Raw genomic sequence first — 11738 nt, 5'->3', positions numbered from 1 at the left:
CTTCGACATCCAGGGGAACACATGAACGTCGTCCAGCGACTCGAGGAACTGCGCGCCCGCACCGACCGGATCGATCCTCGCGAACTCGATGCCCTCTGGGAGCATCTCGCTCCGGCACGCCTCGACGATCTCGTCGGATACCGGTGGAAGGGTTACAGTTTCGACACCGGGCACCGCACCCACACACTGCTCGGCAGGTCGCGGTGGTACGGAAAGACGTTCGCGTCGGTGTCCGAGGTCCAGCCGCTCGTGTGCTACGGCGAGGACGGCGAGTTGTTCTCCGACACGAAGACCGGACGCGGCGAAGCGAGCCTGTGGGAGATCGTCTTCCGCGGTGAGGTGACGGCGACGATGGTCTACGACGGCATGCCGGTCTTCGACCACTTCAAGAAGGTCGACGACGACACCGTCGTCGGGGTGATGAACGGCAAGGGCTCGCTGGTGTTCGACGACGGCGAGCACTACTGGTTCGGTCTCGAACGCGACACCGCCGTGTGATCGTCGGACGGGAAACGCACAGTGGCCGGACGCGCGTCCGGCCACTCGGCGTTCTCGGCGGAGAGCTCAGATGACGTGTCCGTGCGCCTTCATCCGGCGGCGCATGTCGTTGAGGTAGTAGGTGGCCGACAGCTGTCGGATCGGCCTGGGCACCGCGCGGTAGATCGGCGGGACCACCTTCCAGAACAGGTCGAAGCGCCGCTGGTCGCGCGGGCTCCACGGCAGCGCGAATTCGTCGCGCATGCGTTGCGGGAGAAGACCGATCGTCATGAAGCGCTGCAGCGGCACGAGGGCGCGAACGGGAAGCGGGGCGTCACCGCCGGTGAGGAGATCGCGGGTGAACGAACGCACCTTCCGGTCGACCTCGAAGGTCGCGATCATCTCGTCCCAGTACCTGTCGAACTCCTCCCGCGTCTTCGGCCACATGTCGGCCTCGACCTGCAGGGCCGTGCCGTAGACCGCGGACTGGCGGTAGATGCGTTCGATGTCGGCATCGGTGACAGGCCCGAACATCCGCCGGTACATGTCGACACCGTTACGGTACAGCGTTGCGGCGACCCACAACTGGAGTTCGGGATCGAAGGCGTTGTAGGTCTCCGAGCGCACCGGGACGTGCGCCTTGTTGACCATCCGGACGATCTGCTTCTTCTCCTCGGGAGTACCGAGCGTGACCGCGTAGACGTAGGTCATCGTGGTGCGCAACCGGTCGAGCGGCCGCTGCAGGGTGGTGCTGTGATCGGCGACGCCGTGCCCGACACCGCGCGATGCCAGCTGCAGGAGGACCGTCGCGCCGGCGCCGAGCAGGAGCATCGACTCTCCGACGAAGTCGGCCAGTTCGACCGAGCCCGCCGGAAGCGGAGCGGGGGTCGCCACCGGTTCGTCGGTGGTGACGGTGGGGACGCGCTCTTCGGCGTGGGTCGTCATCGGAGGTCTCCTGATGGTGAAAGCACTGGTGCAGCACTGTCATACAAATTGCGCACACCCGTACTCAGATATGCAAGTGCCTATCCGGGAGGCGAATCGACACCCGCTCGCTCGCGGTGGGCGACCAGACGCGCGGCCGCGTCCTCGAACTGCACCAGCGTCTGCGTGATCACCTCGCTGTGGTCCTGCGCGGCGATCGCCTCGATCAGCTTCGTGTGCGATCGGATGGCGAGCGTTCCCCACTCGGCGTCGCGCGCGTAGAGGCGGTACGGAATCGTGCGCGCGGCTGCGTTGAGGAACCACGCGAGCTTGGGGCTGTCGGCGATGCGGTTGAGCTCACGATGGAAGTCGAACTCCGCGTCGGCGATCCGCTCGATATCGGGTGCCACTCCCTCCGGGGCAACGACGAGCCTGCGCAGCCTCTCGTTGAGTTCGGCCAGACGCTCGAGGTCGGCCGGCGTAGCACGGTCGACCGCTCGGAGCGCGAGCTCGACGGCGATCTGCCCCTGCAGCCAGAAGATGTCGTCGATGTCGCCGCGCGTGAGGGGCGAGACCCGGTAGCCGCGGTTCGGGGCGGATTCGACCATCCCCTCCCCGCGCAGCGTCAGCAGCGCCTCCCGGACCGGGGTGACGCTGACGCCGAGTTCGACGGCGGTCTCGTCGAGCCGGATGAAGTCGCCCGGACGCAACACGCCGGACATGATCGAGCCGCGGAGGTGACCGGCCACCTCGTCGGAAAGCTGCGGACGGCGCCGTACGGCCCCCTCCGAACGTCGGGATGCCGCAGCGTGATCCGCCGCTGTCCCGGGGCTACGTGTCGGTGCCGCCATCGTGTCTCCTGTAGGAATCCGGACAACTGCGCACGGGGGTTGTCCAATTGTCCCGCGAACGCCTAATGTGATGTCCACTACAGCTATCACATCAAATATATGTGATGTGGTTCACCAGGAAGTGTCGAACATGACCCAGAACCTCACCAGTCCGAAGAACGCGAAGAGCAGCTCGAACAAGGCATCCACGGCAGCGAACACCGACACCTTCGCCAGCCTCGACCCCCGGAACGGCGAGATGATCGCCGAGTATCCGGTCGCCGACGAGGCCGCCGTGGGCGCGGCCGTCGAGCGCGCCCGCGTCGCCGCGCGCTGGTGGGAGGCGCAGGGCTTCCGCGGCCGCCGCGACTGGCTCCTCGAGTTCAAGAAGGCCATCGCATCCGACGCGACCTCGCTCGCATCGGTGGTGGCGAAGGAGACCGGTAAGCCCTTCGGCGACGCCTTCCTCGAAGTCATGCTGGCGGTCGAGCACCTCGACTGGGCGGCCAAGAACGCCAAGAAGGTGCTCAGGCCCCGCAAGGTGCCCTCGGGCGTCGCGAGCTTCAACCAGGCCGCAACCCTCGAGTACAAGCCCCTCGGTGTCATCGGCGTGATCGGCCCCTGGAACTACCCCGTGTACACCCCGATGGGTTCGATCGCCTACTCGCTGGCCGCCGGCAACGCCGTCGTCTTCAAGCCGAGCGAGCTCACCCCCGGTGTTGCGAAGTGGCTCGAGGACAAGTGGAACTCGATCGCCCCCACCCAGCCGGTCTTCCAGGTCATCACCGGTCTCGGTGAGACGGGTTCGACGCTCGTGCGTTCGGGTGTCGACAAGGTCGCCTTCACCGGCTCCGGCCCCACCGCCCGCAAGGTCATGGCGGTGTGCGCCGAGTCGCTCACCCCGCTCGTCGCCGAATGCGGCGGCAAGGACGCGATGATCGTCGCGGCCGACGCGAACATCGACGAGGCCGTCGAGTTCGCCGCCTTCGGCGCCTTCGGCAACGCCGGCCAGACCTGCGCGGGCGTCGAGCGCATCTACGTCGAGGAGCCTGTCTACCGCGAGTTCCTCGACAAGCTCACCGCCACCGTCCGGCGCGCGAAGCCGGGCGGCGACGAAGACTCCACCTACGGCCCTATGACGCTTCCGCGCCAGGTCGACATCGTGCGCAGTCACATCGAGGACGCCCTGAAGTCCGGTGGCAAGGCCGTCCTCGGCGGACTCGATTCGGTGCAGGAGCGCATCGTCGAGCCCGTCATCCTCACCGACGTGCCCGAGACCTCGGCCGCGGTGTGCGAGGAGACCTTCGGCCCGACGGTCGTCGTCAACAAGGTTCGCGACCTCGACGAGGCCGTCGAACGCGCGAACGGCACGAACTACGGTCTCGGTGCGTCGATCTTCACGCGCAACAAGAAGAAAGGCCGTCAGCTCGCCGAACGCCTGCGCAACGGCATGGTGTCGGTCAACTCGGTGCTCGGCTTCGCCGCCATCGCCTCGTTGCCCTTCGGCGGCATCGGCGAGTCCGGCTTCGGCCGCATCCACGGCGCCGACGGCCTGCGCGAGTTCAGCCGTCCCAAGTCGGTCACGGTGGCGAAGTTCAGCTCGCCGCTCAAACTCATGAGCCTCGAGCGTCCGGAGCGCGATCTGAAAATCTCGCGAGCGATGCTCCAGTTCATGCACGGAAGGTGAGCCGATGACGACCACTCCCCCGCGCACTCGCAGCCGAAAGGCCGCCGTCGTCGCGAAGCCCGAGGCACGCATCGAGAAGGCCGGTACGTTCCCACCCCCGAACAGGGACCCGCACCCGAAGCGTGGGCGGATGGGCTGGGTCGAGGTGATCGAGGAGCTCGACCCGGTCACGCAGCACCAGGACATCGTGCGGATCACCGCCGGTTACGAGTTCCCGTGGGACTACCAGCGGTCGCTCGAGTTCGCCCTCTTCCGCACGTACTGCGTGCCCAGCATCTCGGAGTTGCTCGCCCGCACCGGCGAGTTCGAGAAGCGGCCGCAGAAGCGGTACGACGACACGGCGCTGCTGATGGCCGAGCTGGTCGAGCACGGCTACGACGCCGAGCGGGGACGCGAGTCGCTGCGCAACATCAACCGGATGCACGGCAAGTACTCGATCGACAACGACGACATGCTGTACGTCCTGTCGACCTTCGTGTACGACCCGCTCGACTGGATCGACCGCTACGGGTGGCGTCGCCTGCACCCGAAGGAGCGGCTGGCGTCGTTCTACTTCTACCGCCAGGTGGGCATCCGGATGGGCATCAAGGACATCCCGGAGTCGTTCCAGGAGTTCCACCGGTTCAAGCTCGAATACGAGCGCGAGAAGTTCACCTACAGCGACGACAACCACGCCATCGGCACCTACACGCTGCGCCTGTTCCAGTCGTGGTACCCGAAGGTGCTGAACAAGGGCATCGAGAAGGTCGTTTTCGCGCTGATCGACGACCGCATGGCGTCGGCGTTCGGTTTCCCGAAGAGCTCACCGCAGGTGACGGAGATCGTCGAGGGCGCGCTGCGGGCACGGTCGGCGTTCGTGCGGCGACTGCCGAAGCGACGCGTGTCGCTGTCGGCGGGCAACGCCACCAACCGGACGTATCCGGGTTACCCCCTCGGTTACCGTCCGAACGATCTGGGCGTCGAACACTGACGCACCGACAGACCTGGGGGACAGGAGGGGCGGCCCCGCATTCCGGTTTCACCACCGGGGTGCAGGGCCGTAACTGTTCCGGGAGGAGCGGGCCGGGGTCAGTTCTCGACGGGCCGCAGGGCCTGCTTCGACGGGAGTGCGAAGCCCGAGACGAAGACGACCACGGCGCAACCGGCGCACACGAGGTAGGCGATCACGAAGCCCGCGGTGCCGATGCCGAGCCCGCCCCCGAGGGTGTGAGCCGCGAGCACCGAGGCGACGACCGCGCTGCAGACGGTGCTGCCCACGGTGCGGAGCAGGACGTTGACGCCGTTCGCCGCGGCGTTCTGCGACAGCGGCACCGCGCCGAGGAGGAGCACCGGCAGCGTGCAGTACACGAGCGACGTGCCGATCGCCGCGACGAAGATGGCGGCGACGACGAGCCACAGCGGCTTGCCGGGCACCGCGTGGACGCTGTAGCCGGCGAGCAGGAAGACCGCTCCGGTCATGATCGTGATCTTGGGTCCGAAACGTTCGGTGATCCGGGAGGCCACGATCGCGAAGATCATCATCGCGAAGCTCGCGGCGAGCTGGCAGGCCGCGGCCTGGAGGATGGTCAGGTCGTATCCGGCTCCGTGCCCGGACGGCGCTTGCAGCAACTGTGTGGTGATGAGGGTGTTGCCGTAGAAGGCGAACCCGACGAGCAGTGCCGACAGGTGCGGCGCGAGGACGGAACGGCGGGCCGAGACACGCAGGTCGACGAGCGGGTTGCGGTTGCGCAGCTGCTGCACTCCCCAGAGCACGAACAGCAGCACCGACGCGGCGAACGAGAGCAGCACCGCGGGGCTCGTCCAGCCCCACGTGCTGCCCTGGGTGATGGGCACGAGCAGGCACACCAGGGCGGCGGACAGGCCGGCGGCGCCCACGGCGTCGAAGCGACCGCCGGTGCGGGTGTCCGATTCCGGGATGACGATCCACGCCGCGAGGGCGACACCGGCGCCGATGGCGGCGGTGGTCCAGAAGAGCAGGTGCCAATCGGCGAACTGGACGATGGCGGCAGCGAACGGGATACCGACCGCGGTGCCGATGCCGAGGGTGGAACTGAGCATCGCGATCGAGCGCTCCACGTGCTCACGGGGCAGGACCTCGCGAAGGATCGCCATGCCGATCGGCAGCACCGCCGCGCCGGCGCCCTGCAGGCCACGGGCGACGATGAGCAGTCCGATGTCCGAGGTCAGCGCGCAGATCAACGAGCCGAGTGTCATAAGCGAGAACGCGATGAGGAGCATCCGCTTCTTGCCGATCATGTCGGCGAGACGGCCGAAGATGGGCGTCATCACCGCACCGACCAGCAGGGTGCTCGTCACCAGCCACGAGACGGCGGTGGTTCCGGCGCCGGTGAAGCCCGGCATGCTCGGCAGGAGCGGCACCATAACGGTCTGCATGATGGCCTGGAAGACGGCGCCGACCGCGAGAACCGGGAAGACGAGATGCCGCAGGTTGCGCGTCTTCCTCTCCGCCGGTCCGCTCACCTTCGTCGTTCCGGACGCTGAGCGCGTCGGCGCGGAGGCGGACCTACCCGCCACGTGCAGGCGCAGTGGGAGCGAGATCGACATCGACACCCCCTCTCGCCAAACAGGTAAATAGCCGTTCACCACATTAGGTGAACGGCTATTTACCCTCAAGAGTAGTGACCAAGGTCATTCGTGCCGCTAAGAACCGTCTCCGTCGAGCAACCGCTGAACCAACGGCGCGTACATCGCCACAACTTCCTCGACCGTGCCGGTCGCGCGCTCCTGCATCATGCGGCGCCGCATGATCGCCAACCCCATCACCGCCGACATCGCCAGCTCGGCCCGGAGACGGGCATCCGACCCCGGCAGCCGCGCGGCGAGCGCGTCGACCATCTGCGCGGAGTAGTTGTCGCGGAGCATGCGGTTGCTCTCCTCGCTGCCCCCGCTCATGAACAGGATGTTCATCGACAATGGCTTGTAGGGTTCGAGCGGGCGGGCGAGCATCGCGACCATCCGCTCCCCCAGGCTCTCGAGCGGCCCGTCGAACAGCACCTGCGCGCCGTACTGGAAGTCGACGAGCTCCTCGTACAACTGCTCCTTCGAGCCGAAGTACTTGATGATCAGCGGGGCGCTGACCCCCGCTTCCTCCGCGATGTCCTTGAGCGTGATGTCGCGGTAGGGGCGCGTCGCAAACGCCTTCCCCGCAGCCTCGATGATCAGCTTCCGGGTCTCGTCGGAAGTCCGGCGACGCTTCTCGGGCTCACCCCGGTGCGATGCCTCCGTGCTGCGCACGGTCACATCGCCCGCCTCCCCGACAACGCTCGCCCGAGCGTCAGCTCGTCGGCGAACTCGAGATCGCCGCCCATCGGCAGACCCGACGCGAGGCGGGTGACGCTCAGCCCCGGGAAGTCGCGCAGCATACGCACCAGATAGGTGGCCGTCGCCTCGCCCTCCGTATTGGGGTCGGTCGCGATGATCACCTCGGAGACGTCGACGCCGTCCTCCTGGTTGCCGATACGGGTGAGCAGTTCGCGGATGTGCAGCTGGTCGGGACCGACGCCGTTGAGCGGGTCGAGCGCACCACCGAGGACGTGATAGCGCCCCCGGAACTCCCGGGTGCGTTCGATCGCCTGCACGTCCTTCGGTTCCTCGACCACGCAGATCACCGTGCGGTCGCGGCGAGGATCGGAGCAGATGCGGCAACGCCGCTGGTCGGAGACCGTTCCGCAGACCTCGCAGAACTGCACGCCGTCGCGGATCCGCTGCAGCGCCGCCTGCAGGCGGTCGATCTCGGGCGGCTCGACCGAGAGCAGATGGAACGCGATGCGCTGGGCACTCTTCGGGCCGACGCCCGGAAGCTTGCCCAGCTCGTCGATGAGGTCCTGTACCGGTCCTTCGTACAATGCCGACCTCTAGAAACCGGGCAGGCCGGGGATTCCGCCGCCGAGCCCACCCGCGAGCGGACCGAGCTTCTCGGCCGCGATCTCCTGGGCCTTCGCCGAGGCGTCGGCGATCGCACCGACCACCAGATCCTGCAGGGTCTCGACGTCCTCGGGGTCGACGACCTTCGGATCGATCTTCACGGACACGACCTCGCCCGTGCCCTTCACCGTCGCCGTCACGAGGCCACCGCCGGCCTGGCCGGTGACCTCCGCCTGCGCCATCTCGTTCTGCGCAGCGACGAGTTGCTGCTGCATCTGCTGGGCCTGAGCGAGGAGTTGCTGCATGTCGGGCATTCCACCACCGGGTTGCACGGCACGTCCTTTCTGCACGTTTGTGATGCCAGCCTAGTCGCCGCGCATCGGGGTGGACACAGACGCCGAGGTCGACCGAACCGGGCTCAGTCGACTTCCTTCTTCAGGTTCTCGAGCACCTGCTGCTGGATCTTCTTCAGGCCGAGCGGCGCGAACGTCTTCTCGAAGAAGCCCTTGACGCCCCCGGCACCCTTCCACTGAGTGAGCACGACGACTGTCGAACCCGTCCCGTTCGGCACGACGCTGTAGGTCGTCACGAGCGTCGAGTTCGCGTCCGTCTCCGTGACGGTACTGCCCTTCACCGACACGGTGGCGTGCACGTCGCGCTGACGCTTCTCCGTGGCCTGGAGGATCCAGTGCACGACGGTGCCGTCGCCGCGACCACCGGAGATCACGCGGTAGTCGCGGTAGTGCTCGGTGAGGATGCGCGGGCGCACGGTCTCGTAGTCGGCCAGGGCGGTGAGCACCACCTCGGGAGCTGCCGCCAACTGGATCGAACTGCTTGCGCTGACCTGTGCCATGAACGACTCCTTCTGCTTCTTCCGCGCTGATGCGGGCTCGAATGTGCCTGTGACGACAGCATCCATCCTGCCCTGCGCGTTCCGGGACGGATGCGACCGCCGGGTCTATTGTGGACGTGCCACTGATGCGCCGCTCCGGAGGAGTCGAATGCAGATGCCGAGATCGTCAGGTGTGAAGGTCCCGTACGGGGAGGCGGTACACCGCCAGGGTGTAGACCGCCTGCTGCGCTCGTACAGCGCGATTCCGGCCGACGCGCCCGTGCGACTCGCGAAGAAGACGTCGAACCTCTTCCGGGCACGCGCCGCGGCGAACGCGCCGGGGCTCGACGTCTCCGGTCTCGGCGGTGTCATCTCCGTCGACCCGCAGGCCCGCACCGCCGACGTCGCCGGCATGTGCACCTACGAGGACCTCGTCGACGCGACCCTGCCCTACGGCCTCGCACCGTTGGTCGTCCCACAGCTGAAGACGATCACGCTCGGCGGCGCCGTCACCGGGCTCGGCATCGAGTCGACGTCCTTCCGCAACGGCCTCCCCCACGAGTCCGTGCTCGAGATGGACATCCTGACCGGGTCCGGCGAGATCATCACGGCCCGCCCGGAGGGTGAGCACGCCGATCTGTTCCACGGCTTCCCCAACTCGTACGGTTCGCTCGGGTACGCCACGCGCCTGCGCATCGCACTCGAACCGGTGAAACGTTTCGTCGCACTGCGTCACCTGCGTTTCGACACGATCGCCGATCTGCAGTCCGCCCTCGCGCGGATCGTCGACGAACGGACCTGGGACGGCACACCGGTCGACTATCTCGACGGTGTCGTCTTCTCCGCGACCGAGAGCTACCTGACGCTCGGCACACAGACCGACGAGCCGGGTCCCGTCAGCGATTACACCGGGCAGGACATCTACTACCGGTCGATCCAGCACGTCTCCGTCAACCGCCCCAAGGAGGATCGGCTCACGATCCGCGACTATCTGTGGCGGTGGGACACCGACTGGTTCTGGTGCTCCCGGGCTTTCGGCGCCCAGAACCCGAAGATCCGCCGGATGTGGCCGAAGCAGTTGCTGCGCAGCAGTTTCTACTGGAAGCTCATCGCGCTCGACCACAAGTATTCGGTGGCCGACCGGATCGAGGCACGCAAGGGCAATCCACCCCGCGAGCGCGTCGTGCAGGACATCGAGGTCCCGCTCGAACGCACGCAGGAGTTCGTCGAGTGGTTCCTCGACGAAATTCCCATCGAGCCGATCTGGTTGTGCCCCTTGAAGTTGCGCGACATCGAGTCGTCCCCGGACGCCGGCCGGCCGAGCACCTCGGACGCCCAGCGTCCCTGGCCGCTGTACCCGCTCGAGCCGAAGCGCGCCTATGTGAACGTCGGGTTCTGGTCGTCCGTTCCCATCGTGCCCGGCGCCGAGGAGGGCGCCGCCAACCGCCTGATCGAGAAGAAGGTCGCCGAACTCGACGGGCACAAATCGCTCTACTCGGACTCCTACTACTCGAAGGACGAGTTCGAGAAGCTCTATTACGGCGGCGGTGAATACCCCGCTCTCAAGCAGAAATACGACCCTCGGTCCCGTCTACTGGACCTGTTTTCGAAGGCGGTGCAACGAAAGTGACCATATTCAAGACCGAGAACGATCGGTCCACCGAGGACAAGCTCGCACTCGCCCAGATCGTGGAGATCGTGACCGGCGGCGACATGCCGTTGCGCTTCACGGCCTACGACGGATCGGCGGCCGGTCCCGAGGACTCTCCCTACGGTCTACATCTCGCGTCGCCCAAGGGCGCGACGTACATCGCCACGGCCCCCGGCGATCTGGGTATGGCACGGGCGTACATCTCGGGCGATCTCCAGGCGAAGGGAGTGCATCCCGGCAACCCCTACGAGTTGCTCGCCTCGCTCGGCGACCTGCACTTCGAGCGTCCCCCGGCACGTATCCTCGCGCAGATCGCCCGGTCGCTCGGCACCGAACTGCTCAAGCCGATCGCACCGCCGCCGCAGGAGCACCTGCCGCGCTGGCGCCGCATCGCCGAGGGTCTGCGGCACTCGAAATCGCGCGACGCCGAGGTCATCCATCACCACTACGACGTGTCCAACGAGTTCTACGAGTACGTTCTCGGCCCCTCGATGACGTACACCTGCGCCGTCTTCGAATCCGAGAATCAGAGCCTCGAGGACGCCCAGGAGAACAAGTACCGTCTGGTCTTCGAGAAGCTGCGGTTGAAGCCGGGCGACCGCCTGCTCGACATCGGTTGCGGCTGGGGCGGGATGGTGCGTTACGCCGCTCGGCGCGGTGTGAAGGCCCTCGGCGTGACGCTCTCCAAGGAGCAGGCCGAATGGGCGCAGAAGGCCATCGTCGAGGAGGGCCTGAGCGACCTGGCGGAGGTCCGGCACTCCGACTACCGCGACGTGCCCGAGGAAGGATTCGACGCCATCTCGTCGATCGGCCTGACCGAGCACATCGGTGTCGCCAACTATCCGGCCTACTTCCGGTTCCTCCACGGCAAACTGCGGGTGGGCGGTCTGCTGCTCAACCACTGCATCACCCGGCCGACCAACAACACCCGCGCCAAGGCCGGCGGGTTCATCGACCGGTACGTCTTCCCCGACGGGGAGCTCACCGGTTCGGGTCGCATCATCACCGAGGCGCAGAACATCGGCTTCGAGGTGATGCACGAGGAGAACCTGCGCGAGCACTACGCCCTGACGCTGAAGGGCTGGTGCGAGTACCTCGAGAAGCACTGGCAGGCCTGCGTCGCCGAGGTCGGTGAGGGCACGGCCCGCCTGTGGGGCCTGTACATGGCAGGCTCGCGCCTCGGCTTCGAACGCAACGTGGTCCAGCTGCACCAGGTGCTCGCGGTCAAGCTCGGCGACGACAAGAAGCCGCAGACGCCGCTGCGCCCCTGGTGGGTCGCCTAGCCGACCCCATCGGCGCGAAAACAGAAGAGCGCGAACGGGAAGGGCTCCCGACGCCGGGGCGTCGGGAGCCCTTCCGTGCAACCGTCGTGTGCGTCAGCTGCGCAGCGACGCCGGCGGGTTGAAGCGCTCGCCGTACTTGGCGGCGAGTTCCTCGGAGCGCATGACGAAC

12 protein-coding genes are annotated in these 11738 nt (G+C 67.0%); 5 read left to right on the top strand and 7 right to left on the bottom strand.

Annotated elements, in window-relative coordinates; translation table 11 throughout:
• Positions 1 to 21: 21 nt before the first annotated feature.
• Positions 22 to 498, top strand: a complete 477-nt coding sequence (locus A5767_RS00200; protein WP_006552464.1) for a DUF4334 domain-containing protein — start codon at positions 22 to 24, stop codon at positions 496 to 498.
• Positions 499 to 564: 66 nt separating this feature from the next.
• On the opposite strand, the gene A5767_RS00195 is transcribed toward A5767_RS00200, so the two are convergent.
• Both A5767_RS00195 and A5767_RS00190 read right to left on the bottom strand, forming a co-directional pair.
• Positions 565 to 1422 (bottom strand): oxygenase MpaB family protein, encoded by an 858-nt coding sequence (locus A5767_RS00195; protein ID WP_064851338.1) that lies wholly within the window; start codon positions 1420 to 1422, stop codon positions 565 to 567.
• An 80-nt stretch (positions 1423 to 1502) separates the two neighbouring features.
• A complete protein-coding gene (locus A5767_RS00190) occupies positions 1503 to 2252 on the bottom strand; it encodes a GntR family transcriptional regulator (protein WP_167414234.1) in 750 nt (249 codons plus the stop codon).
• A gap of 130 nt (positions 2253 to 2382) precedes the next feature.
• Here A5767_RS00190 and A5767_RS00185 point away from each other — a divergent pair, with 130 nt between their 5' ends.
• Both A5767_RS00185 and A5767_RS00180 read left to right on the top strand, forming a co-directional pair.
• Positions 2383 to 3918: an aldehyde dehydrogenase family protein gene (locus A5767_RS00185; RefSeq protein WP_037217268.1), complete on the top strand. Its 1536-nt coding sequence runs from the start codon at positions 2383 to 2385 to the stop codon at positions 3916 to 3918.
• Positions 3919 to 3922: 4 nt separating this feature from the next.
• On the top strand, positions 3923 to 4888 hold the full coding sequence (locus A5767_RS00180) for an oxygenase MpaB family protein (protein WP_006552468.1): 966 nt from the start codon (positions 3923 to 3925) through the stop codon (positions 4886 to 4888).
• Positions 4889 to 4986: 98 nt separating this feature from the next.
• Here A5767_RS00180 and A5767_RS00175 read toward each other — a convergent pair whose 3' ends face one another.
• The 5 genes from A5767_RS00175 to A5767_RS00155 form a co-directional block, all read right to left on the bottom strand.
• Positions 4987 to 6483: an MFS transporter gene (locus tag A5767_RS00175; protein ID WP_248689441.1), complete on the bottom strand. Its 1497-nt coding sequence runs from the start codon at positions 6481 to 6483 to the stop codon at positions 4987 to 4989.
• Positions 6484 to 6579: 96 nt separating this feature from the next.
• Positions 6580 to 7179 (bottom strand): TetR/AcrR family transcriptional regulator, encoded by a 600-nt coding sequence (locus A5767_RS00170; protein ID WP_006552470.1) that lies wholly within the window; start codon positions 7177 to 7179, stop codon positions 6580 to 6582.
• Positions 7176 to 7784, bottom strand: a complete 609-nt coding sequence (recR, locus tag A5767_RS00165) for a recombination mediator RecR (RefSeq protein WP_019290261.1) — start codon at positions 7782 to 7784, stop codon at positions 7176 to 7178. The genes A5767_RS00170 and recR overlap by 4 nt, the downstream gene beginning before the upstream one ends.
• 9 nt (positions 7785 to 7793) lie before the next feature.
• Positions 7794 to 8117, bottom strand: a complete 324-nt coding sequence (locus tag A5767_RS00160; protein ID WP_019290262.1) for a YbaB/EbfC family nucleoid-associated protein — start codon at positions 8115 to 8117, stop codon at positions 7794 to 7796.
• Positions 8118 to 8221: 104 nt separating this feature from the next.
• A complete protein-coding gene (locus tag A5767_RS00155; protein WP_064851346.1) occupies positions 8222 to 8656 on the bottom strand; it encodes an SRPBCC family protein in 435 nt (144 codons plus the stop codon).
• 148 nt (positions 8657 to 8804) lie between these two features.
• On the opposite strand from A5767_RS00155, the gene A5767_RS00150 reads away from it, so the two are divergent.
• Positions 8805 to 10265 (top strand): FAD-binding oxidoreductase, encoded by a 1461-nt coding sequence (locus tag A5767_RS00150; protein ID WP_033097925.1) that lies wholly within the window; start codon positions 8805 to 8807, stop codon positions 10263 to 10265.
• Positions 10262 to 11569, top strand: coding sequence for a class I SAM-dependent methyltransferase (locus A5767_RS00145; protein WP_024102776.1), 1308 nt, complete (start codon positions 10262 to 10264; stop codon positions 11567 to 11569). Before A5767_RS00150 ends, A5767_RS00145 begins: the two co-directional genes overlap by 4 nt.
• Positions 11570 to 11738: the final 169 nt, after the last annotated feature.

Origin of the sequence: Rhodococcus sp. 852002-51564_SCH6189132-a, from assembly GCF_001665495.1 — a bacterium.
GTDB classification, from domain to species: Bacteria; Actinomycetota; Actinomycetes; order Mycobacteriales; family Mycobacteriaceae; genus Rhodococcus; species Rhodococcus pyridinivorans.
The sequence above is the reverse complement of the archived record's forward strand: the minus strand, read 5'-3'. Positions and strand labels throughout refer to the sequence as shown.

Bases quoted from the DNA above. Each gene is read 5' to 3' on its own strand.
- A5767_RS00200 (WP_006552464.1), top strand. From the start codon at position 22: ATGAACGTCGTCCAGCGACTCGAGGAACTGCGCGCCCGCACCGACCGG.
- A5767_RS00195 (WP_064851338.1), bottom strand. From the start codon at position 1,422: ATGACGACCCACGCCGAAGAGCGCGTCCCCACCGTCACCACCGACGAA.
- A5767_RS00190 (WP_167414234.1), bottom strand. From the start codon at position 2,252: ATGGCGGCACCGACACGTAGCCCCGGGACAGCGGCGGATCACGCTGCG.
- A5767_RS00185 (WP_037217268.1), top strand. From the start codon at position 2,383: ATGACCCAGAACCTCACCAGTCCGAAGAACGCGAAGAGCAGCTCGAAC.
- A5767_RS00180 (WP_006552468.1), top strand. From the start codon at position 3,923: ATGACGACCACTCCCCCGCGCACTCGCAGCCGAAAGGCCGCCGTCGTC.
- A5767_RS00175 (WP_248689441.1), bottom strand. From the start codon at position 6,483: ATGTCGATCTCGCTCCCACTGCGCCTGCACGTGGCGGGTAGGTCCGCC.
- A5767_RS00160 (WP_019290262.1), bottom strand. From the start codon at position 8,117: ATGCCCGACATGCAGCAACTCCTCGCTCAGGCCCAGCAGATGCAGCAG.
- A5767_RS00155 (WP_064851346.1), bottom strand. From the start codon at position 8,656: ATGGCACAGGTCAGCGCAAGCAGTTCGATCCAGTTGGCGGCAGCTCCC.
- A5767_RS00150 (WP_033097925.1), top strand. From the start codon at position 8,805: ATGCAGATGCCGAGATCGTCAGGTGTGAAGGTCCCGTACGGGGAGGCG.